At 55.5% G+C, this 21,118-nt stretch carries 21 protein-coding genes; 17 read left to right on the plus strand and 4 right to left on the minus strand.

Annotation, left to right across the window (positions count from 1 at the left end):
• Nucleotides 1–83: 83 nt before the first annotated feature.
• The 6 genes from rlmKL to G505_RS0104290 all read left to right on the plus strand — a co-directional run bounded on the left by rlmKL (nt 84) and on the right by G505_RS0104290 (nt 7,239).
• Nucleotides 84–2,207: a bifunctional 23S rRNA (guanine(2069)-N(7))-methyltransferase RlmK/23S rRNA (guanine(2445)-N(2))-methyltransferase RlmL gene (rlmKL, locus tag G505_RS0104270; protein WP_028108454.1), complete on the plus strand. Its 2,124-nt coding sequence runs from the start codon at nt 84–86 to the stop codon at nt 2,205–2,207.
• Entirely contained in the window at nt 2,200–2,427 is a 228-nt protein-coding gene (locus G505_RS0104275) for a glutaredoxin family protein (RefSeq protein WP_028108455.1), read from the plus strand. The genes rlmKL and G505_RS0104275 overlap by 8 nt, the downstream gene beginning before the upstream one ends.
• The gene (uup, locus tag G505_RS0104280) at nt 2,424–4,337 is read left to right on the plus strand and encodes an ATP-binding cassette ATPase Uup (RefSeq protein ID WP_028108456.1); all 1,914 of its coding nucleotides are present in this window, start codon (nt 2,424–2,426) and stop codon (nt 4,335–4,337) included. The genes G505_RS0104275 and uup overlap by 4 nt, the downstream gene beginning before the upstream one ends.
• Nucleotides 4,338–4,346: 9 nt before the next feature.
• Nucleotides 4,347–6,278 (plus strand): DUF3466 family protein, encoded by a 1,932-nt coding sequence (locus G505_RS0104285; protein ID WP_028108457.1) that lies wholly within the window; start codon nt 4,347–4,349, stop codon nt 6,276–6,278.
• Between the two features lie 196 nt (nt 6,279–6,474).
• Nucleotides 6,475–6,651: a ribosome modulation factor gene (rmf, locus tag G505_RS22660; protein WP_084643812.1), complete on the plus strand. Its 177-nt coding sequence runs from the start codon at nt 6,475–6,477 to the stop codon at nt 6,649–6,651.
• 102 nt (nt 6,652–6,753) lie between these two features.
• Entirely contained in the window at nt 6,754–7,239 is a 486-nt protein-coding gene (locus G505_RS0104290) for a glutathione peroxidase (RefSeq protein WP_028108458.1), read from the plus strand.
• 57 nt (nt 7,240–7,296) lie between these two features.
• Here G505_RS0104290 and fabA read toward each other — a convergent pair whose 3' ends face one another.
• Together fabA and G505_RS20550 are read right to left on the minus strand one after the other, a co-directional pair.
• Nucleotides 7,297–7,836: a bifunctional 3-hydroxydecanoyl-ACP dehydratase/trans-2-decenoyl-ACP isomerase gene (gene fabA, locus G505_RS0104295; RefSeq protein WP_035385073.1), complete on the minus strand. Its 540-nt coding sequence runs from the start codon at nt 7,834–7,836 to the stop codon at nt 7,297–7,299.
• Nucleotides 7,837–7,901: 65 nt separating this feature from the next.
• A complete protein-coding gene (locus tag G505_RS20550; protein WP_051215882.1) occupies nt 7,902–9,500 on the minus strand; it encodes a S16 family serine protease in 1,599 nt (532 codons plus the stop codon).
• A gap of 126 nt (nt 9,501–9,626) precedes the next feature.
• On the opposite strand from G505_RS20550, the gene G505_RS0104305 reads away from it, so the two are divergent.
• Nucleotides 9,627–10,907 carry a tyrosine-type recombinase/integrase gene (locus G505_RS0104305; protein WP_211219933.1) on the plus strand — a complete coding sequence of 427 codons (1,281 nt, stop codon included), beginning with the start codon at nt 9,627–9,629 and terminating at the stop codon, nt 10,905–10,907.
• A gap of 162 nt (nt 10,908–11,069) precedes the next feature.
• Here G505_RS0104305 and G505_RS0104310 read toward each other — a convergent pair whose 3' ends face one another.
• Entirely contained in the window at nt 11,070–11,435 is a 366-nt protein-coding gene (locus G505_RS0104310; RefSeq protein WP_157509020.1) for a hypothetical protein, read from the minus strand.
• A gap of 112 nt (nt 11,436–11,547) precedes the next feature.
• Here G505_RS0104310 and G505_RS0104315 point away from each other — a divergent pair, with 112 nt between their 5' ends.
• The 8 genes from G505_RS0104315 to G505_RS22315 all read left to right on the plus strand — a co-directional run bounded on the left by G505_RS0104315 (nt 11,548) and on the right by G505_RS22315 (nt 16,609).
• Nucleotides 11,548–11,805: a hypothetical protein gene (locus G505_RS0104315; RefSeq protein WP_028108462.1), complete on the plus strand. Its 258-nt coding sequence runs from the start codon at nt 11,548–11,550 to the stop codon at nt 11,803–11,805.
• Nucleotides 11,802–11,993, plus strand: a complete 192-nt coding sequence (locus G505_RS22975) for a hypothetical protein (RefSeq protein ID WP_169628188.1) — start codon at nt 11,802–11,804, stop codon at nt 11,991–11,993. Before G505_RS0104315 ends, G505_RS22975 begins: the two co-directional genes overlap by 4 nt.
• Nucleotides 11,986–13,119 (plus strand): replication initiation factor domain-containing protein, encoded by a 1,134-nt coding sequence (locus tag G505_RS0104325; RefSeq protein ID WP_028108463.1) that lies wholly within the window; start codon nt 11,986–11,988, stop codon nt 13,117–13,119. Before G505_RS22975 ends, G505_RS0104325 begins: the two co-directional genes overlap by 8 nt.
• Nucleotides 13,120–13,139: 20 nt before the next feature.
• Nucleotides 13,140–13,451 carry a hypothetical protein gene (locus G505_RS22665; RefSeq protein WP_084643817.1) on the plus strand — a complete coding sequence of 104 codons (312 nt, stop codon included), beginning with the start codon at nt 13,140–13,142 and terminating at the stop codon, nt 13,449–13,451.
• A gap of 281 nt (nt 13,452–13,732) precedes the next feature.
• Nucleotides 13,733–13,942 (plus strand): major capsid protein, encoded by a 210-nt coding sequence (locus tag G505_RS0104335; protein ID WP_028108465.1) that lies wholly within the window; start codon nt 13,733–13,735, stop codon nt 13,940–13,942.
• A 23-nt stretch (nt 13,943–13,965) separates the two neighbouring features.
• Entirely contained in the window at nt 13,966–15,123 is a 1,158-nt protein-coding gene (locus G505_RS22980; protein ID WP_157509025.1) for a hypothetical protein, read from the plus strand.
• Nucleotides 15,124–15,125: 2 nt separating this feature from the next.
• Entirely contained in the window at nt 15,126–15,464 is a 339-nt protein-coding gene (locus tag G505_RS0104350; RefSeq protein ID WP_028108468.1) for a DUF5455 family protein, read from the plus strand.
• Nucleotides 15,464–16,609, plus strand: a complete 1,146-nt coding sequence (locus G505_RS22315) for a zonular occludens toxin domain-containing protein (RefSeq protein ID WP_051215883.1) — start codon at nt 15,464–15,466, stop codon at nt 16,607–16,609. The genes G505_RS0104350 and G505_RS22315 overlap by 1 nt, the downstream gene beginning before the upstream one ends.
• 523 nt (nt 16,610–17,132) lie before the next feature.
• On the opposite strand, the gene G505_RS0104360 is transcribed toward G505_RS22315, so the two are convergent.
• The gene (locus G505_RS0104360; protein WP_084643819.1) at nt 17,133–17,657 is read right to left on the minus strand and encodes a DUF3653 domain-containing protein; all 525 of its coding nucleotides are present in this window, start codon (nt 17,655–17,657) and stop codon (nt 17,133–17,135) included.
• Nucleotides 17,658–18,040: 383 nt separating this feature from the next.
• Here G505_RS0104360 and G505_RS0104365 point away from each other — a divergent pair, with 383 nt between their 5' ends.
• Both G505_RS0104365 and G505_RS0104370 read left to right on the plus strand, forming a co-directional pair.
• Nucleotides 18,041–19,579, plus strand: a complete 1,539-nt coding sequence (locus G505_RS0104365) for an AbgT family transporter (protein ID WP_028108470.1) — start codon at nt 18,041–18,043, stop codon at nt 19,577–19,579.
• A 275-nt stretch (nt 19,580–19,854) separates the two neighbouring features.
• Nucleotides 19,855–21,108 carry an efflux RND transporter periplasmic adaptor subunit gene (locus G505_RS0104370; protein WP_028108471.1) on the plus strand — a complete coding sequence of 418 codons (1,254 nt, stop codon included), beginning with the start codon at nt 19,855–19,857 and terminating at the stop codon, nt 21,106–21,108.
• Nucleotides 21,109–21,118: the final 10 nt, after the last annotated feature.

A 21,118-nucleotide genomic window follows, 5' to 3' on the forward strand; every position in this document is an offset into this window, starting at 1 on the left:
CCATCAGCTTTAGGCCATTTCGGTCAGCTCTCAACGGCACTTAAGGGTATACTACTCCCTTTAATATCAACTGCCGGAATAGCATGAAGCGTTTTTACGCCGCCGTTCCCAAGGGGCTTGAGTACCTCTTGGTGGATGAGCTGAAAGAATTGGGGGCCCAGGAGGTCCGAGAAGGCCTGGCCGTAGTCCATTTCCAGGCGGATCTGACGACTGCTTACCGTATCTGCCTCTGGTCCCGCCTGGGCAGCCGGGTGGTCATGGTGATCAACGAACTGGAGTTCGAGGACGCCGACGATCTCTACTACCAGGTCAAGGACATTCACTGGCCGTCTCTGTTTAACAGCCTGCGCGGCTTTATGGTGGACTTCCACGGTACCAACCGGGAGATCCGCAACAGCCAGTTCGGTGCCCTCAAGGTGAAGGACGCCGTAGTGGACTGCTTCATGGAGGAGTGCGGTCAGCGTCCCGGGATCACCAAGAAGGATCCCGAGATTCGCATCGACGCCGTACTCAAAGGCAACAAACTCAGCCTGGGTCTGAACTTCGCCGGCGCGCCACTGCACCAGCGCGGCTATCGCACCGAACGCGGGCAGGCGCCCCTGCGGGAGAACCTGGCGGCCGCCATGCTGATTCGCTCCGGCTGGGCCAAAGACACCTCGCTTCCCCTGGTGGACCCCTTCTGTGGTTCCGGCACTCTGCTGATTGAAGCGGCGATGATGGCCGCCGATAAGGCGCCGGGCCTGCTGCGAGAGCACTGGGGTTTCCACGCCTGGCTGGGCCACGACGAGGCCCTGTGGCAGCAGATGCACGCCGAAGCGTCGCTGCGTGCCAACCGCGGCCTCAACGCGTGCACAACGCCGCTGGCTGGCCGCGATCTGGACGGTCAGGTGTTGACCCTGGCCAAGCACAACGCCAAGCGCGCCGGGGTGCGCCACCTCATCGAATTTGAACAGGGTGACGCCCTGGAGGCACGCCCCATCGGCGATCAGCCCGGTTTTGTGGTCACCAACCCGCCCTATGGCGAGCGTCTGGGCAACCTGTCCGGGCTCATCGGCCTCTACAGCGAACTGGGTCAGAGCTTCAAGCGCCACTGGGGCGACTGGCGGCTGAGCCTGCTCTGCTCCGAGGAGATGCTGTTCAACGCCCTGCGTATGCGCGCGGACAAAGAGTACCGCCTGTTTAACTCCAACCTGGAGGTGAAACTGTGCAACTACGCCATCAAGGGGCGCTCGGAAGAGGAGCTGGCCAAGGCGGCACCGGCCCCGCTGGGTGGGGAGGAGTTTGCCAATCGCCTGCGTAAGAACCTCAAGCTGCGCAAACGCTGGCTGAAGAAACAGGATATCGACTGCTATCGTCTCTACGATGCGGACCTGCCCGATTACAACGTCGCGGTGGACCGTTACCAGGATTGGATCGTGGTGCAGGAGTACGCGCCGCCCAAGAGTGTCGACGAAGCCAAAGCCAAGGCCCGCCTGGTGGACGTCATGGGGCAGATCCCCATGGTGCTGGAGGTGGACCCGGCGCGGATCATCCTCAAAACGCGCCAGCGTCAGAAGGGCAAGAACCAGTACGAGAAGCGCAATACCCGCTCCGTAGACCTGGTGGCCAACGAGTATGGCGCCAAGTTCAAGGTGAACCTCACCGAGTATCTGGATACCGGTCTGTTTCTGGATCATCGCCTGGCCAGGCAGATGATTCAGCAAAACAGCAAGGGCAAGTCCTTCCTCAATCTGTTTGCTTACACCGGCAGTGCGTCGGTGCATGCCGCCCTGGGCGGCGCCAAGTCCACCACCACGGTAGACATGTCCAATACCTACCTGGGCTGGGCCGAGGACAACTTCGAGCTGAACGGCCTCAAGGGGCGTCAGCACCAGTTTGTCCAGGCGGACTGCCTGCAGTGGCTGGAGCGCTGCAATCAGCAGTACGACTTCATCTTTATCGATCCGCCGACCTTCTCCAACTCCAAGAGGATGCAGGCCAGCTTCGATGTGCAGCGGGACCACCTGGTGCTGATGCGCAACCTAAAGCGTCTCCTGCGCCCGGGCGGCACCATCTTGTTCTCCAACAACAAGCGCAACTTCAAGATGGACCTGGAGGGGATGGCGGAGTTGGGCCTGAGTGCCAAAAACATCAGCGACCAGACCCTGTCCGAGGATTTTGCCCGCAACAAGCAGATCCACAACGCCTGGCTGGTCAGCCATGTCTGAACCGGTTCTCTACCACACCGACGGCTGTCACCTGTGTGAACAGGCCGCCGCACTGCTGACCCGGCTGGGTCAGCGGTTTACCTGGGTGGACATCGTGGATTCGCCGGAACTGGTCGAGCGCTACGGCGTCCGCATTCCCGTGATTCGGCGCAGTGATGGCGCGGAACTGGGCTGGCCCTTTGAGCTGGCCGAACTCGAACGATTTTTGGAAGATTCATGAGCCTGATACGCATCAACGACGGCCAGCTCGCCTTTGGCCATATCCCCATGTTGGACCACGCCGAATTTGTGCTGGAAAACCGAGAGCGCGTGTGTCTGGTCGGTCGTAATGGCGCCGGCAAGTCCAGCCTGCTTAAGGTTCTGGCCGGTTTGCAGGAGCTGGACGATGGCACCATCACCAGCGACAGTGGAATCAAGATCGCCTATCTGCCACAGGACCCACCAAGAACTCAGCAGGGCAGCGTATACCATTATGTGGCCCTCGGCCTGGCTGAGGTCGGGGAGTTGCTGGAACGGTATCAGAGCACGAGCCAGAAAGTGGCCGAGGACCCCAGCGAGGCGAACCTGGCCAGGCTGCACCGCATCCAGGAGGAGATGGAGCAGAAGGGCGCCTGGAGTGCCGAGCAGCAAATTGAGCAGACGCTGAGCCGGCTTAACCTCAATGGTGATGTGCCCATGTCGGATCTCAGTGGTGGCTGGCAGCGCCGCGCCGCCCTGGCCCGAGCCCTGGTGCGTCGTCCCGATGTGTTGCTGTTGGATGAGCCCACCAACCACCTGGACATCGATGCCATCGAGTGGCTGGAGGAGTTGCTCAAGGGCTTCGATGGCAGCATCGTGTTTGTTTCCCACGACCGTGGATTCATTCGCCGGGTGGCGACCCGGATTGTGGACCTGGACCGAGGCCAGCTCAACAGCTTCCCTGGAGACTACGAGCGTTACCTGGTTTCCAAGGAGGAGCTGCTGCGGGTGGAAGAGGAGCAGGCGGCGGAGTTTGACCGCAAGCTGGCCCTGGAGGAGACCTGGATCCGTCAGGGGATCAAGGCCAGACGAACCCGTAACGAAGGCCGGGTTCGAGCCCTCAAGGCGATGCGCCAGGAACGTGCCGAGCGTATTGGCCGTCAGGGCAACGCCAACATGAAGATGGAGGAGGGCACGCTCTCCGGAAAACTGGTGTTTGACATCAAGGGTCTGGGGTTTGCCTGGGAGGAGAAGACCATCGTCTCTCCCATGGACCGCCTGGTGACCCGGGGCGATCGCATTGCGCTGATCGGTCCCAACGGCTGTGGCAAGTCCACCCTGATCAAGCTGCTCCTGGGCAAGCTCGCGCCACAACAGGGCGAGGTAAAGCAAGGCACCAAGCTGGAGGTGGCCTACTTCGACCAGCATCGTAGCGATCTGGACCTCGACAGATCCGTTCAGGATAACGTCGCCGATGGCAAGCAGACGGTCAGCATCAATGGCCGGGATCGTCATGTGCTGGGCTATCTGCAGGACTTCCTGTTTGCCCCCGCCCGGGCACGCAGCCCGGTGCGCTCCCTCTCGGGTGGCGAGAAGAATCGACTGCTTCTCGCCAAACTCTTCCTCAAGCCCGCAAATTTGCTGGTTATGGATGAACCCACTAACGATCTTGATGTCGAAACCCTTGAACTGCTCGAGGCCAAGCTGGCCGAGTACTCTGGCACACTGCTGCTGGTTTCTCACGATAGGGAATTCATCGACAATACGGTGACCAGCACCTGGTGGTTCGGGGGCAATGGCCAGTGGCACGAGTATGTCGGTGGCTACAGCGACGCTCAGAGATTGGGGGCGCGTTTCTTCAGCGAGCTGCCGGAGGACGTCGAGCCGAAACCTGCCGCCGAAAAGGTGGAGAAGGAGAAAAAGGCTGACGCCCCCAAGGCGAAGAAGCTCTCCTACAAATTACAACGTGAACTTGATGCGCTTCCTGCTAAGATGGAGGCCCTCGAAGAGGCCATCGAAGCGACGCAGCAACAGATTGCTGATCCTGGTTTTTTTGACCAGGACTCGAATGACACAAATAAGATTCTGGCCAAGCTGGCCGAGGATGAACAGGAATTGGAGTGGTGTTTCAGCCGATGGGAAGAGCTGGAAACCATGAAAAGTTCAGGCTAAGGGGAAACAATGAGCCTTAAGACGTTTAACTATAAGAAAACCACCCTGGCCGTAGCGCTGGTGACCGCCTGGGGGACCCAGGCGGCAGAGCGACAGTGGCCCGCTTATGAGATCACCAACCTGAGTGATGCGTTCTCCCTGGCCAACAGCCAGCTTGCGGAGACCCGTAACGGCTATGCCGGTCAGATCAATGAACAGGGTGTGGTTGTGGGCATCGCCCAGGGCATTAACAATACCGCCACCGATGACGACAACAGCAACGTGGTCGGCGAAGTGGAAGACGTGGTGTACGGGACCGTCGATGCCCTTACCCCCAACACCAGCCGCCCCTTCCAGGGGAACAACTTCCCCTTCGATCTGGATGAAGCGGACGCCTGGAAAGCCAACCACGCCCCGCTGGACGGTCAGTTGGCTCCCAACCTGGATGCCGACGCCACCACAGACGCCTGGTACTTTGGCATCAAGAGCAACGCCGACATTCGTGTGGGCGCTGTCACCGGTCCTCAGGAGAAGATCGACGATCCCAGCCCAGCAGAGGACGACGACGATCCCTTTTTCTACGTGCGCAGCTTCGAATCTCGTGCCATTGTGCAGAACGGCGGAAACGAACTGCTGATTCTGCCTCCTTACACCACCTATGAGTCCGACAAGTCCAACGCGACTCCCCTGGACATCGGTGGTTTCTCTGCCGCTGCGGGCATCAACGACACCGATCAGATCGTGGGTTACGCCAGTACCGACATCAGCAATGGTGGCAAGAGCGCTCTGGACACCTGCTGGGATCGCGAAGCGGACAGCGACATCGACACTCCTCTGTCTGTGTGTGTCCAGGCGGCCAAGAACAACGGCAGCATCTCCTACCAGCGCCGGGGCTCGGTGTGGCAGTATGACAGTGCGGCCAATTCCGCGACTTTGTTGCGTACCCTGGAGTTGCCGTTCACGCCGAGTGACAGCGACAACAACACCTATACTGCCCAGGGCCTGGCCATCAATAACGACGGCGTGGCGGTGGGTGAGTCCAACCAGCGAAACAAAGACAACAATCTGATGAGCTATGAGTGGGCCCAGATCTGGAAAGCAGACGGTACCATCATCAGCCCGACTGATTTGAAGAAAGACGGTCTGCGTGGCTCCACGGCCGTCGCCATCAACAACAACAACATCGTTACAGGTTCGGTGCAGCGCTACATCGGTGGCTACGTCCGTACCAAGTTCTGGGTGTATGACGTGAACTCCGGTGATGAAACCTTCACCGAGCCAAGAGACTTCAACCCCAACTCCGAGACCGAGTTCTCCTCCCTGGCCCGTGACATCAACGATGCCGGCCTGGTGGTGGGTAACATCGAGATCGACATTCAGACCGGCGTACTGCGTCGCCGCAACGGCTTTATCTACGATTACACCGCGGATCAGAATGGCGACACCAACAACTTCGTCAACGTCAACAGCCTGCTGACCTGTGAGTCTCGCGGTTACGTGGCCGATGAGGATGGTTCCACCGTCGATGGCGAGGGCAACCGCTGGTCCAAATACACAGTGACCGACGACACCACCTTTGCCCAGCCGATCACCTACGAGGTGGACTTCACCGTGGTTGAGGCCAACAGCATCAATGAGAATGGCGACATCGTCGGTACCGCTCTGGTGCGTCTGCCTCGGGTGAAAGTGGAGGACGGCAAGGTGGTGACCGAAGAGGTGACCGACCCCAATACCGGTGAAACCGTCACCAAGGTGGTGATTGAAACCGACGGTTTCGGTAAGCCGATCACCGACCAGTTGCCACGGCCCATTGTCCTCAGGGCTAACTCCGGTGTCTCCAGCTGTACGATTCCGCTGGACACCTCCATCGACCCTGAGCCAAACGAACGCTCCGGCGCTTCCTGGTCACTGGCCGGACTGTTTGCGCTGCTGCCTCTTGCCTGGTGGCGACGACGCAAATAACCATAAACTGAGAGAAGGGGAGCAGAGGCTCCCCTTTTTTTGTATAAAATAGTGCGTTTGTTCTCAGTAGCTTAATCTGACTGTCATGGTTTTGTCTTTTTTAGGGGTTGAACGAGGCGGCAAAATCGCCAATAGTGGAGATTGAAGCGCAAGCTTCCTCAACCTGTAAAGCCTAAGAAAGAAGGATGAGTGTTAAATGAAGAGACAGAAGCGGGATCGTTTGGAACGAGCAGAATCAAGAGGATTTCAGGCCGGTTTGTCAGGGCGCTCTAAGGAACAGTGCCCCTATCAGTCCCTAGATGCGAAGATGCGGTGGTTAGGCGGCTGGCGAGATGCCATCGATAATCGAGTGACGGGACTCTTTAACAAGTAATCCATCTTAAGCCTCCAGAATCGGAGGCTTTTTTCTTTATCACTTGTCAATTCCAGTGCTCCCGTGTGATGCTTGGCTCAGAGTTCACTCAGGGAGAGAATGATGAACGATCAGCAATTCTACGACTTTTCCGCCCAATCCAACCGCCACCAAAGCATCAGCATGGAAACCTACCGGGATACCGTGGTGCTGGTGGTGAATACCGCCAGCAACTGTGGCTTCACGCCCCAATACGAAGGGCTGGAAAAACTGCAGCAGCAGTACGGCGACCGCGGGTTCACCGTGTTGGCGTTCCCTTGCAACCAGTTTGGTAAGCAGGAGTCCGGCTCCGATGAGGAGATCCGCCAGTTCTGCGATCTCACCTTCAACATCAGCTTCCCGCTGTTTGCCAAGGTGGAGGTCAATGGCCGTGGCGCGCACCCCATCTACCAGTGGCTGAAGCGGGAGAAGGGAGGGCTGCTCGGGGACGGCATCAAGTGGAACTTCACCAAGTTCCTCATCGACAGGCAGGGCAGGGTGGTGAAGCGCTATGCGCCCACCTACAAACCGGAGCTGATCCGCAAGGACATTGAAGCGCTGCTGGGCTAGTGTCCGAGACAACGAAAAAGGGAGCCTGAAGGCTCCCTTTTCTGTATGTCGGTGCGCTTAGAAAGTGCTGGTGTCCTGGAACACGCCCACTTTCAGATCGGTGGCCTGGTAGATCAGGCGGCCGTCGACCATCAGGTCGGCGTCGGCCATGCCCATGATCAGCTTGCGGTTGATGGTGCGCTTCAGGTGAATGTGGTAGGTCACCTTCTTGGAGGTCGGCAGGATCTGGCCGGTGAATTTCACCTCACCCACACCCAGTGCACGACCCTTACCCTTGGCGCCTTGCCACGCCAGGAAGAAGCCCACCAGCTGCCACATGGCATCCAGGCCCAGACAGCCAGGCATTACTGGGTCGGACTCGAAGTGGCAGTCGAAGAACCACAGGTCTGGATTGATGTCCAGTTCAGCGATCAGCTCACCTTTGCCGTGCTTACCGCCGGTGTCGCTGATGCGCACAATGCGGTCGAGCATCAGTATGTTGTCTTTGGGCAGACGGGGAGAGTCGTTTCCAAAGAGTTGGCCGTGGCCACTGGCGACAAGTTGTTCTTTGCTAAATTGGTCTACCCGCTCTACGGGCAGCTCGGCGGTAGCTTGCATAGCTGGACATCCTCTGATTAAGATGCCGACAGATTAGCGAACACCTGTTCTCTGAACAACTCCGATCAGCTGATTCCGAGCCGATTTTTTAATCTGTCCCACAGAGTTGGGTGGTCATCCTCTGAGCCGACCAGTTGTTCAAGCCGTTGTTGAACCTTGCCATACAGGCTGTTTTCAGGGTAGCGACCCTGGTCGTCAGCCTCTGCCAGCGGGATATCCGACACCAACTCCAGTGCCTGCTCCACCTTATCGACCTGATAGAGGTGGAAGCGACCCTGCTGCACCGCTTGAATCACTTCTTTAGAGAGATTCAGCTGACGCGCGTTAGCCGTAGGCAGGATCACCCCCTGGTCTCCAGTAAGGCCACGGCTGTCACAGACTCGGAAAAAGCCCTCCACCTTCTGATTGATGCCGCCGATGGCCTGGACATTGCCAAATTGATCCACTGCGCCGGTCAGCGCCAGGTTCTGAGCAATGGGCGCGTCGGTAATGGCAGAGATCAGCGCGCAGTATTCCGCCAGGGAGGCACTGTCACCGTCGATGGTCTGGTAAGACTGCTCAAACACGATGTTGGCATTAAGGTGCAGCGGCGCATCCCGGCCAAAGAGTCGATAGAGACAAGCGGAGAGGATCATCATCCCCTTGGCGTGAATGTTGCCGCCAAGATCGGATTTGCGTTCAACGTCGGCCACCTCACCGTCACCATAATGCACCGTGGTGGTGATGCGCGCCGGTTCGCCGTAACTGTGGCCGCAGTAATCGACGACGGTCAATCCATTCACCTGACCGACCCTCTCGCCCTGGGTTTGCACCAGCACCATCTCTTCGAGAATGGACTCGTGAGAGCTTTCCTCTATGGCATTGTGCATCTGGGTTTGCACCACCAGGGCCTGCTCAATCTCCTGCGCGCTGACCTCGGCGTGACCGGAGGCATCCAGACGCTTCAGCAATCGGGTCATCTCGGCCCAGCTCAGGCTCAGTTTGCCCTGGTGCTCCACCAGACGACTGGCATGACTGGCCAGCCTCTGAGCGGCTTCCAGTGACAGGGGACGGCCGCACAGCTCGCCGCACAGGGTGGCCACGGCGCTGAGCCAACGGGGCAGGGCACCGTCAACACTGATGTCCAGTTCTGGCTGGCATTCGCCGTAGAGGCCAATCAGGTCGCCGAAGTCCTGGTCAAAGCCACACAGGTTGTCGTAATCCCCATTGGATCCGATGAGCACCAGTTGGCAGCGCACCTGGTGGCGCTGGTTCTGTTCATCCAGGAAATAGCCCCGGGCCAAAGCCTGCCGAAGTGGCCACCAGTTGACGGGACGTTCAAGCAGGAACTCCACCGGCAACAGCAGTAAGCCGTCGAAGCCGAGCAGACCAGGTTTGGTGCGGTCGCCATAGAGTGCGGCGCGGCTGAGGATCCGATCCACCAGCTTGGTTGGCCGTTCATCGCCGTGGTTAAGCTGATCAACCAGCGCCAGAGGATCCAGGCCGGGCAGGGTGGCCAGATACAGATGCTGGTCACTGCGCTGACACAACGCCTGCCAACTGCTGACGACCCGCTCCTGACCAAGCAGAAGGGGGGCATCGGGCTGCGGATGAAAGCCGGCGTCTGAGCCGAACTGAATGGCCAGTTGAACTGCACTGAGCCGATAATGTTGCCGATTGACCAAGTGGCCGATCTCCTAGGGTGAAAAGGGGCGACTATACCATAACTGTTAACCAAAACTGAGGACCTTGCAGTACCTTTGGAACGTGTTACTGTATATATATACAGTTTGTTGGCGAAGCGCGAAAATATGACACCCAAGGCGATGCCGCTGTTCGATACCCTGAGCCGGTTCGAGCACCCCAATGACAGCGTGAATCAGTACCTGGCGCAGTTGATCCAGGGCGGCCTCGAAGACGCCGGACTCACCTATGAGCATTGTTATGACTGGCTGCTGGAGCAGCGCAGCATAGAGAACAACTTCAAGAGTCACCGCAGTGAACTGACCATCTTCCTGCATTGGTTGTGGCAGATAGAACAACGCTCCATCGGTCAGGTCGACAGGCAGGTGTTGTCACGTTACCTGGAGTATTGTCGTCAGCCGCCTATGGAGCAGATTGGCTTCTGTAACTTGCCTCAGTTCAGGGAGTCCTGCGGCGCTCGGGTTCCCAACGAAAAGTGGAAACCATTCCTGGGTAAACTCAAGGATGGCGAGCCCTTGGGGTATCAACTGTCGCATTCGGCGATACGCACCAAGCTGGCATTGTTGTCGGCGTTTTTCAGCTATCTTATCGACGTGGATTTCCTGGATAGGAATCCGGCGGCCATCTTATTGCGGGCCGGCCGTTACAAACTGAGCCAGCAACATCATCGGGCCGGTGAAGACGATGAGCAGCTCAAAGCCTTCAGCGAACTGCAGTGGTCCTATGTGATGGAGTGTTGCGACCGAATGGCCGAAGCGGAGCCAGAGACGCACGAGCGCACGCGCTTTCTGATTCACCTGATGTACAGCTGCTATCTGCGCATCTCAGAGGTGGCGGCCAGGCCCGGATACACGCCGGTGATGGGTCAGTTTCGCCGGGACAGGAAGACCGGTGTCTGGGGATTTTTCGTGCCCATGAGCAAATCGGGCAAATCCGGTACCGTGGCGGTGTCGGATCAGTTGCTGGCATCGGTGAAGCGGTATCGCGGTTTTCTCGGCCTCAGCGAACTGCCTGGGCCGGATGAGCAGACGCCGCTGCTGATTCGGCACAAGGCCTCGGGCCGCGGCCGGGATGCCGGGGTTCGTCAGGCTAATCTGGGGATACGACAGCTGAGGGAGATCATCGACGCGGTGATTGCCGAGGCGGCTGAGTTGGCCGACACCGACGGGCTGAGTCAGGATGCCGCCGAGATGCGGGCGCTCTCCAGTCACAGTCTGCGTCATACCGGCATCAGTCACGACATCAACCTGCACGGCAGGCCGTTGTCCCACGTGCAGGCGGACGCACGCCACGACAGCATCGACACCACCAGCCGTTATCTGCATACCAGCCGGGTTGAACGCCACGAAACCGCGGCGCGCAAACCCATGGACACCTTGGCCCGGTAAAGCCGATAACGCCATTTATCGGCATTGGGGCGTGCCACAGCCCCGGTGCCTGAGCCATCCATACATATATGCGCACAATGTATAGATTGTTAAGTGTGCGCACCTAGGTTAACTGGTTGATTTAAAAGGGGGTATGACTATATTAGAAAGGCGCGATATGCTTTAAAGGTTGCGCAGTACTTCTGCACGTTTCATGGTGTCGCGGGTGATCTTGTCTATCTTGCTTTCGTGGGGCATCAAGTTGATCAGGCCGTAATATATGTTCCTGATATTGTGGTCTTTTGCCCTGAAAATGTGGCCCCACAGAATCAGCAATGTGGGGTCTACGCCGATAGTTTCGGCCATTTCTAAACATAGACTTTCTCTAGGGAATGTTTTGTTCTTTCTCCAATCGCTCACGGCTGGCTGTGTGACATTTAGAAGTTTGTGAACTTTATAGTCAGAATCCACGCCCGCACAGGCTTTATAGCGGTCTAGCAGGTCGCTGGGTTGCATTGGCTTCATCAACTTTTCTTCAAGTTTTTTCATCCTATCACCCCGGTTTTTTTTGGTCATTGCATAAGTGGCTTCTTATTGCCATTAGGAGCTTGCTTGTCTATGGTGAATGTCAAGTTAATTATAGCTCACAGGATGACCGGGAATGACACGGACACAACAGCGTCAACTTAACGAAGGTCGCAGAGAGTCTGTAAAGGCGGCTCACGAGCGGTTTATCAAGGCTGTGTCTCTGGAAGTTAAGAGTCGTCGTATGGCGAAAGATGGGCAGTTCACGCTTTGTGACTGCTTGGATGCCAGTGAGGCTGTTATGGCGGTCTGTACCGATGAGGTCACAGGGTTAGATGTGGCCCTGTTAGATCGTGTGGAGCTTTCCGCCGATTTGCAGGAACCCCGCCTGTGAAAATCGTCTACTACACACTTGAGCCATTCGGAGTATCAACCATGATACTCGGTGACCTGTTTATCTTTGACTCCCTTCCTGAGTTGGAGATTGAGTGTGTGCAGATGTTTGGCGCTGACTTTGAGCTGAAGGAAGTCAACCAATCCAATTGGGATGAGCTGTATCAGGCGGGTGCGTTCAATGAGTAAGGTATTCGCGTTTCCTGACTATCTCACTTTTACCTTTACGCCTGAGCCGCTGATGCACTTGAAGGCGTTAGCCAAGATGGGTGTAAAGGTAAAGGATGAGCGCGGTATTTTGAGCCCGTTGGAGGCGTCTCGGCTGTTGGCTGACAGGTCAGGGCTTGAGTATTGCGAATCCGCAGGAATGGATTACTTGGAGTCCTTGCAGTGCCTTTGTGAGCATGTGGGTTTCGACATGATTGATACCATTTGCCACGGCGAGATAGAGCGCTTTATCACTCGGGTGAATCACCTTGTTACGGGTGACTTTGGTGGCTGTGAGTGGGAAATCAAGGATAACGGTTTCGGTCGCTTCCGATACGGCCACTCGGCCAACCTGTTGATTGAAGGGGTGCCGGTCGGTCTGGTGTGTTGGGGTGGCTCTAATCTGGGCTGCATGGTGTCTTTGACGGGTTCCGGGTGTCAGGCGGTTGATATGCAAGCGCTGTATGCCCTGATTAAAGACATACCGGGCATCAAGATCACGCGATTGGATCTTGCTCACGACGATATCAAGGGCGCTCGGGGCTTCGATTGGGCCAAAGAAAAAGCTTTTGAAGGTGGTTTCCAGTTAGGGAACCGGGCGCCAAAGGTTCGCATTATTGAATCTGGTGAGCTTCGTAAAACGGGCGGTAAAAGGGCAGAGCAGCAAAAGTATTACTTTAAGGCTAATGGTGGGCGTACTTTGTATGTGGGCGCTCGTACCAGCGGCAAGATATACCGTTGCTACGAAAAGGGCTTGCAGATGGGTGAAACGAATTCCAAGTGGGTTCGTCACGAAGTCGAATTGCACGCTAAGGATCGTGATATCCCCTTAGAGGCGATTATCGAGCCAAGTAAATACTTTGCTGGTGCTTATCCTTGTATGGCTTTTCTGGCCACTGAGCAGAGCAAAATTAAGACGGGCCGTAAATTGGTCGGTGTCAGTTATCAAAAGGTGGTGCAACACGCTGCAAAACAGTTAGGGCGCACCATCAATATGATGAAACAAGTCGGACATTCAAGTGATGATATTATCGAGCGTTTAACTCGTCATTTGGATGAATTTGAAATACCCAAGCGAATGAAGTTTGCTATTCAGGGTTCTGGTTAGATTTTAAGAGGGATATAACTATGGGTTTAAAAGTTCTCGTTAGCTCTATTCGAGTTGGTGAAGGTGTTAGCTCTAAATCCGGCGTTGCCAAAGAATATAAGTTCGCCAATGTAAACTATTTGGTTCCGGCCAAAGATTACGTTAAGGGTGATCATAATATTCAGGCTCACGGTGTAGAGGAGAAGTCTGTTGCAATGGAACATGATTTGGCTTTGCTGAATCGCTTCCGTGCTGAGGTGCCTCGTATGCCAGCTATGGTTGATTTGGAGTTGTCCCCAGACCCTGAAAACCCAAGTCGCAATATCGTAACCGGGTTTCAGCTTGTCAAATAGTCTGGTTTCGGGCTGAGGGCTTGAAAATGGAAGTAACTGCAATTCGCTTAGACGCTGACACATTCAATATGTTTCTTGCGTTTGCGTGTTCTCTCTTAATTATGGTTGGGTTTGGTTCAGGGCAGGGGTGGAAATAATGCCAGCCGAATTTGACCTTGCAATATTCTCACAGTGGCTCGCGGTGTTTTTGGGCGGCTGTGGAATGACCGGATATGTATTCGGGTACAAATTGGCGATTGCTCGCCGCTTTATTGAGTCAACAACATCATAAGGATGATGCTATGAAAAAGCGTAATATGGCCATTGTGGCCACTCTGGGTGCCTCTACCGCTGTTCCAGCGTTTGCGGCTTTCGATTACACCTCTCTGACCACTGGTATCACTGAAGAAGTGGCCGCCGGTGCCGCCTTCGCCGGTCCCGCTGTTCTGGCGGTAATGGGTGCCATGCTGGGCATCAAGCTGGCTAAGCGCTTCTTCCGGGCTGCTACCTAAGCCAGTACAGGGAGGGCTGTATAATGATTCGCTTTATCGGGCTGCTTTGTGCAGCCCTTCCGCTTTTAGCGGTTTCATCTTCTGTGTCTGCTGCTGGTGGAGAATATTCACGATTTCATCTTAAAAATGGTTGGATTTCATTTAAAGGTGCTTCTTCTGTCAGAAAAATGGCGGGAGATTTGCGGGGTTCTCCTTGTCAGCTTGATTTGTTGAGGGGAGAGGTTAGGGATGGTAGAAACAATAATGACGCTGAGCCAATGTCAGGCACCAAAAAAGATAATAGTACATGTCGAGTAACATTTAGTGTTAATGGAGGGGAGTATGTAGAAGAAGCTGATTTGTATATAGGTGAAGTTTGGGCCTGTCCTGATGGTGAGGATTACAATAATAACTCTGGCCAATGCGAAGCTCCTGTTTGCATACAAGGTGAGTTAGCTGCGGGTGCATTTGTTTATGATCCCAGCAATGGCTATATGTGTATTAGCAAGGCGGATAAGTTGTGTCGCGCTGAATGTGGCTCTGTATGCGTGAACCGCACAGGTGAAACAACTTGGGCACCTCTTGAGTTTACGGGCGCTGAATGCGCGCCAGGTGAACCGGGAGACCCTGGAACACCAGACCCCGGTGATGGTGGTGGTACAGACCCCGGTGGCGGTACAGACCCCGGTGATGGTGGTGGTACAGACCCCGGTGGCGGTACAGACCCCGGTGATGGATCAGGTGGCACTACAGACCCCGGTGATGGATCAGGTGGCACTACAGACCCCGGTGATGGTTCAGGTGGTACTACAGACCCCGGTGACGGCTCTGGTTCTGGCTCTGATAATTCCGATCTCATCGATGGTAGTGATATGCCCGGCAGTGGTCTGTATGAAACAGGCATGGAGGGCAGTAGGGAAGGGTATGAGGATGGATTGGGCAGCGTAGGGGATGATCCTAATGTGTCAGGGATAGAGGATTTTGGTAATCAGGCGGGTTTTATGAATGCCATTAGTGGCGTGACCTCGATATTTGCCAATACTCAATGCGTTAATCCGAGGTATAACGGCTCGGCGGTCAGTGGCGAAATAGATTTGTGTGGTGCTGTAAATAAGGTCAGGCCGTTTTTATACATAGTCTTTGGGGTTATGGCGGCTTGGTTTTGCTACATGACCATTAATCAGACATTCAGAGAGGTGTAACCATGCCAGCAATATTGGGTTTGCCAGCGTTAGCCGCTTTTATTGGCGCATTGCTGACGCGGATGGTGGCGGTGTTTTTCAGTGAAAAGCTGATTCGTATCGCCTATATACTTTCAGTGGCTGGGGTGTTGTATGCGGCGATGAAGGTGCTTGATAATGCGGTAAGCGGTTATATAGGTGATTTACTGTCAGGTATGCCGCCCGAGGTCAGTTATTTGGGCATATTGATGCCGTCTAATACAGCCGCTTGTATACAGGCTTGTATTGCCACTCAGTTTGCTTGCACTACTTATTCATTCGTAAACAAAGCAGTTCTGATTAAAATGAAGGCGGCCGGATAATGGCTCAGGTATTCATCGTTACGGGTAAACTGGGTTCTGGTAAATCGTTGGTGTGCGTCGGCAAGATACGGGATTATTTGAATCAGGGGCGCATGGTGGCGACGAATCTAGACCTGTATTTGGAGAACTTAGTAAATCCGTTTGCTAAGAATACTCGTGTATATCGGGTGCCAGATAAGCCAGTGAGCGCGGATTTAATGGCATTGCCAACGCCTTATGAGGGTGAATACGACGAAAACAAAACGGGCCTGTTGGTTCTGGATGAGTGTGGTACATGGTTCAATTCGCGTAACTATAAGGATGCAGACAGGAAAGGGTTAAATGACTTGCTGTTGCATATCCGCAAGATGGGTTGGGATGTGATGCTCATCATTCAGCACTTTAAGATGCTGGACAGTCAGGCCCGTGAGGCGCTGGGGGAGCAGGTGGTGACGTGCCGGCGCTCTGATAGATTACCGATTCCGGGGCTAAGTTTTGTAGCCAGGGTGATTGGTTTTGAACTGAAGTTGCCCAAAATGCACCTTGCTGCGGTGACGTATGGTACGGGCATGGGGGCGATTAGGGTTGGTTCGTGGCTGTACCGGGGTGTGGAGCTTTATCGTGCTTATGACACCCGGCAGATCTTCAGTGATGGGCGCTCGCCAGAGCGTGATGGGGTATGGGGGCTGGCATCGATGTTGCCGCCCAATTCAGTCTATGGGAGGTATACCAGTGAGAGCACTCACGCAAAACGATCTGCTCAACGAGCAGTCAATAGAATGGCTACCAGCGTTAAGGGCCGGGCTGCTTTTTTAGCGGGCCTGTTGTGTGCGTTCATTGCATGGCCGTTTTTAGGCTCGGCAGAGGAGCCAGCACAGCAGGCGCAGGTATTAACGGTGGGTGATGTATCAACTGATATAGAGCGGGAGGCTCCAAAGCATCCGCTTGATGGTGTTTGGATTACGGGCAGTGTTCGCACCAGTGACGGCTATGAGTATGTGTTTTATCGGGATTTGGATGCAGAGACAGTTAAAGTGTTTAATCCGCGCCATGAGGGATATATGGTCAGGGGTAATGACCCATTTAAAGCAACCTTGATAAAGGGGGGTAGGGCATATCGTATTTCTGATATTCCGTTTCATAATGCCGCCGCCGACCTGCCGTGAGGTCAGTAGAAGGCGGCATAATTGGATTTATGCAGCATTGTGAAATATGATTTATTGAATTTATCGCGTTTAATTTAACCGAGATCACCAACCATAATTATTTCAATATGGCGCGGATATGTTTTAGAGTTTTTTATATTTTTTGAGAAACGGCGCTCACCGCTATTTGTCAGTAATAGTTGATGATGGCTCCGTTTATTCGCGCATTGATCAGTAATAGTCGTTAATGCCGATAATCCTATTTGTCGGCATTGTTCTTTCAGCCCTTTTTGTGTGTCCGGGCATCTTAAATGTGTGACCGGGTATCAAAGCGCGTTTGCTCACGGTCGCTGCTATTGGTGCGTTCAATAGCCTTGCCCAATGCTGACCGGGCATCCTTATCCGGTCGGCTTGGCTGCGTCAGGGGCGTTGTTCGGTTGGCCGATTGCCCTCCTGCTAGGCCTTCGGGCTGGGTTGGCCCGCTGGGTTGATGAAGGGCGCAGCCCGCCCCCCGTTACTAATAGGGGGGGAATGAATCTTCCTCCTAACTCTCCTTGTTGCTTTCGCGCTTAACGCTCCTGCTAAACCCTAGACGGTGAGAAACCAGAGGGCTTTTCTGAACCTTCTCTAAGGTCTGTATGCAGGTCTGTAGCTCTTCGATGATCGCTTGTCGCTCATCTTCATCCTGTAGGGCGTTAATCCGGTCGTTGGCTAGTTTGAGGTCGAGTTTCGCTGCGTCCTTTTCGTCACGCTCAAACCAGACCCATAACAGTTCGTCTGGGGTGAACTTGTGGCCAACGTAAGGTGTGATCAGTTTGCCGTCATGGTCAAAGCCAAAGCCTTTCCACGCTTTAGTGTTCGGTATGGCCCGGTTGCTCATTTCGATGAGCTTTTGAGCCATTAGCGGGAACTCTAGCCGCATCCAGCGCTTTACTGTGTGGGGCGAGACTCCAAACCAACGACCCGCAGCCTCTAAATCAATGCGTCCAGGTTGCTTAGGGTTCTGAAAATTTGAGATCACGAAGAAACGACAATCGGTATGATTCAGGGCGCTAACATTCTTTTTCATGTGATACAGCTCTCACTTTTGGAGTTTCGTTAAGGTGTTTAGCGCGCCGGGGTGAAATGTACTCTTTCGACGGTTAGGTTGCATAGCCGACTTCAAACACTCAGAACGTAAGCTTTTGTATTGCCTTTCTAAATGAGCAAATTGCTCTGTGCGTACAATGTATATTATGGTAAATGATATTTGAGAGTGACTGAACCACCTCGTTAGCCAGGTCTTCGCTGCTCAAACCATCACGGCCTCTATACGTCCGTCCCCCTTTTGGACTCTTCCTTTACATGAAACTTTGGCAGTCAACTTGATAATGCTCTGAAAACTAACGATGTTAGAAAGACCTACCCAGGGAGTCGCGGTGTGGTCTCCGTCGTTAAAGGAATGAATAACAGATGAGCTCAAGCCCCAGTCGTGGCGGGTTAACCCGAGTCTTGGATGGCATCGAAACCGTCGGCAACAAACTGCCCGACCCGGCGATGCTGTTTCTAATTTTGATGGTGCTGGTGTGGGCGGTTTCCGCCGCACTGTCTAGCGTAAGCTTTACCGAAATCGATCCGCGCAGCGGCTCTGCGGTGGTGATCACCAACCTGCTTACCGCCGAAGCTTTGACCGCGTTCCTCACCAACCTGGTGGGCACCTTCACCGCATTCGCTCCTTTAGGCGTTGTGCTGGTGTCCATGCTGGGTGTAGGCGTGGCGGAGCACTCGGGTTTCATCAATACCGCCCTTAAAAAGATGCTCAAGGTGACGCCGGCAAAGCTGATCACCCCTGCCGTCGCCGTGGTGGGCATTGTCTCCCATACCGCCACCGACGCCGGTTATGTGGTGGTCATCCCGCTGGCCGGGGTTATCTTCTACGCCATGGGTCGCCACCCCATCGCCGGGATCATGGCGGCCTTCGCCGGAGTCTCAGGCGGCTTTTGCGCCAACTTCATCCCCTCGGCCATCGATCCATTGCTGCAGTCCTTTACCGAAGCTGCGGCGCAGACCATTGACCCTGACATCAGCCTGAATCCGCTGAACAACTGGTTCTTTGCCGCTTCCTCGACCCTCCCTATCATTCTGATCATCTGGTACCTGACCGATAAGGTGATGGAACCTCGCCTGCTGAAGTCGACGCCGCTCAATGACGACATCGAAGCGCCTGAGATGGACGGCATCACCGACCAGGAGAACCGCGCCTTTCGCTGGGCCAATGTATCCATGCTGATTGCCATGGCGCTGGTGGCTTTGGCCGCCTTTCCTGAAGACTCCACTCTGCGCGATGCCAACGGCTCCCTGGCCAGCTTCAGTGCTCCACTGATGAAGTCCATCGTCCCCCTCATCTTTATCTTCTTCGTCATTCCCGGTGTGGTGTATGGCTATCTCAATGGCCAGTTTCACCGCTCTGCCGATGTCATCAAGGCGATGACCAAGTCCATGGAAGGCATGGGCGCTTACATCGTCATGGCGTTTTTCTGTGCCCAGTTCATTGCCGCGTTCTCGGCGTCCAACCTCGGGGTGCTGATTGCGGTAAAAGGTGCGGCCTTCCTGGAAGCCTTGGGCATGCCTGCGACAGTCACCATTGTCGGACTGGTGATCCTGGTGGGCTTTGTGAACCTCTTTATGGGCAGCGCGTCCGCCAAATGGGCGCTCATCGGGCCGGTGCTGGTGCCCATGTTGATGCAGCTGAACATCTCGCCGGACCTGTCCCAGGCGGCCTATCGCATCGGGGATTCCTCCACCAATATCATTACCCCGCTGATGCCCTACTTCCCTCTGGTGGTGGTCTACTGCCAAAAATATGTGAAGAGTACCGGCATTGGCACCCTGATTGCGGCCATGCTGCCCTACTCTATCGCTCTATTGGTTTGCTGGACGCTGTGGCTGTTGCTGTATTGGAGCTTCGGCCTGCCTTTGGGGCTGAACGCCAGCTACAGCTATGGGCTTTAAACTCAGTATCTGAAAGCGACAGCCCGGTGGTGGATATCACCGGGCTGTTTTCTTTGGAAAGCCTGTCTTTGCAAAGATGCCGGTGTCCCGTCGGTAGGTGGTGGACAGCTAAAAGTGTCCGCCGCGGACACTTCGGACACAACGGACATCACCGCCCTGCCCTGCAATATCCAAATAATATATACATTTCATAGACATAGTGCTGGATTGGTGTGTTGGCACAGCTCCTGCAAACATCACAATCATTCATACATCGGTTACAAACGGACACTGTGATGATTCAGGATACCTCAGGACAAGATGTTTCCCGCCAGAGCAAGCCTAAGCGCCGCTGGCTGGCGCCAGCCATTGGGTTGTGCCTGGTGCTGGCCAGCAGCGGCTATCTCTGGGCCAGTTATGGCCAGGGGCAGCAGAGTGTGCGCGGCAGCCGGCTTCAGATGGCGACGGTTGAGCGGGGCGACATGGTGCGGGAGGTAGCGGCTCGAGGTCGCATCGTGGCCGCCAACGCTCCAGTGATCTACAGCCCCTCTGCGGGGCGCATCTCCCTCAAGGTTCAGCCGGGGCAGTTGGTGGAGAGCGGCCAACTGTTGGCTGTGGTCGACAGCCCGGAACTGGAATCGGAGCTGTCCCAGGAGCAGGCGGTGGCAGCCAGTCTGGCCCTGGATCTGCAACGCCGACAGCTGGACGCGCGCCGCAAGGAACTGGAGCTTAAGCGTCGCCTGGACCAGGCCAAGGTCAAACTGGTGGCCGCCGAGCGGGAGAAGCGCCGGGCCGACAAAGCGGCGAAGACCTCCCTCATCAGCGACATCGACCATCAGCAAGCCCAGGATGAGTTTGCCAGCGCCAAGATCGCCTTTTACCACGCCGAACAGGAGATCGCCCTGGCCCGCGACACCCTGAAGTTTGAGCAACAAGCCGCCGAGGTCGTACTAAAGAGGCAAAACCTCAAGGTCGCCGAGCTCAGCCGTCAGGTGGACGCCCTCGCCCTAATCTCTCCCCTCTCCGGCCTGGTGGGCAATACCCTGGTGGAAGAGCGCGAACAGGTGGCGGATAACCAGGCGCTGCTGTCCGTGGTCAGTCTGACCGACTACCAGGCGGAGCTCGAGGTGCCGGAGAGTTACGCCGACGAATTGGGGCTGACCATGCCGGTGGCCCTGTCCGTGGGTGGCCAGGCCCTCAAGGGGGAGATCGCCGGGATCTCACCGGAGATCGTGGCCAATCAGGTCAGGGTGCGCGTCAGCTTCGACGGCGCCGGCCTGAGGCTGCGTCAGAATCAGCGACTGACGGCGCAAATACTGCTGGAGTCCCTTGAGAACGTGCTGATGGTGCGCCGCGGCGCCTTCGTCCAGTCCGGCCATGGTCGCATCGCCTATCGAGTCGACGGGCAACTGGCCCACAAAACCCCCCTTTCACTGGGCGCCACCAGCCTGACCCACGTCGAAGTGATCGACGGGCTCAGCGTTGGCGACCAGATCATCATTTCCGATCTCTCAGGGCTGCTGCAAAGCAGCGAGATCATCATCAAGTAAAGGAGTGCCT

The organism is Ferrimonas futtsuensis DSM 18154, from assembly GCF_000422645.1.
GTDB classification, from domain to species: Bacteria; Pseudomonadota; Gammaproteobacteria; order Enterobacterales; family Shewanellaceae; genus Ferrimonas; species Ferrimonas futtsuensis.

Coding starts and splice junctions, on each gene's coding strand:
- rlmKL (WP_028108454.1), top strand. CDS start 84: ATGAAGCGTTTTTACGCCGCCGTTCCCAAGGGGCTTGAGTACCTCTTG.
- G505_RS0104275 (WP_028108455.1), top strand. CDS start 2,200: ATGTCTGAACCGGTTCTCTACCACACCGACGGCTGTCACCTGTGTGAA.
- uup (WP_028108456.1), top strand. CDS start 2,424: ATGAGCCTGATACGCATCAACGACGGCCAGCTCGCCTTTGGCCATATC.
- G505_RS0104285 (WP_028108457.1), top strand. CDS start 4,347: ATGAGCCTTAAGACGTTTAACTATAAGAAAACCACCCTGGCCGTAGCG.
- rmf (WP_084643812.1), top strand. CDS start 6,475: ATGAAGAGACAGAAGCGGGATCGTTTGGAACGAGCAGAATCAAGAGGA.
- G505_RS0104290 (WP_028108458.1), top strand. CDS start 6,754: ATGAACGATCAGCAATTCTACGACTTTTCCGCCCAATCCAACCGCCAC.
- fabA (WP_035385073.1), bottom strand. CDS start 7,836: ATGCAAGCTACCGCCGAGCTGCCCGTAGAGCGGGTAGACCAATTTAGC.
- G505_RS0104305 (WP_211219933.1), top strand. CDS start 9,627: ATGACACCCAAGGCGATGCCGCTGTTCGATACCCTGAGCCGGTTCGAG.
- G505_RS0104310 (WP_157509020.1), bottom strand. CDS start 11,435: ATGAAAAAACTTGAAGAAAAGTTGATGAAGCCAATGCAACCCAGCGAC.
- G505_RS0104315 (WP_028108462.1), top strand. CDS start 11,548: ATGACACGGACACAACAGCGTCAACTTAACGAAGGTCGCAGAGAGTCT.
- G505_RS0104325 (WP_028108463.1), top strand. CDS start 11,986: ATGAGTAAGGTATTCGCGTTTCCTGACTATCTCACTTTTACCTTTACG.
- G505_RS22665 (WP_084643817.1), top strand. CDS start 13,140: ATGGGTTTAAAAGTTCTCGTTAGCTCTATTCGAGTTGGTGAAGGTGTT.
- G505_RS0104335 (WP_028108465.1), top strand. CDS start 13,733: ATGAAAAAGCGTAATATGGCCATTGTGGCCACTCTGGGTGCCTCTACC.
- G505_RS22980 (WP_157509025.1), top strand. CDS start 13,966: ATGATTCGCTTTATCGGGCTGCTTTGTGCAGCCCTTCCGCTTTTAGCG.
- G505_RS0104350 (WP_028108468.1), top strand. CDS start 15,126: ATGCCAGCAATATTGGGTTTGCCAGCGTTAGCCGCTTTTATTGGCGCA.
- G505_RS22315 (WP_051215883.1), top strand. CDS start 15,464: ATGGCTCAGGTATTCATCGTTACGGGTAAACTGGGTTCTGGTAAATCG.
- G505_RS0104360 (WP_084643819.1), bottom strand. CDS start 17,657: ATGAAAAAGAATGTTAGCGCCCTGAATCATACCGATTGTCGTTTCTTC.
- G505_RS0104365 (WP_028108470.1), top strand. CDS start 18,041: ATGAGCTCAAGCCCCAGTCGTGGCGGGTTAACCCGAGTCTTGGATGGC.
- G505_RS0104370 (WP_028108471.1), top strand. CDS start 19,855: ATGATTCAGGATACCTCAGGACAAGATGTTTCCCGCCAGAGCAAGCCT.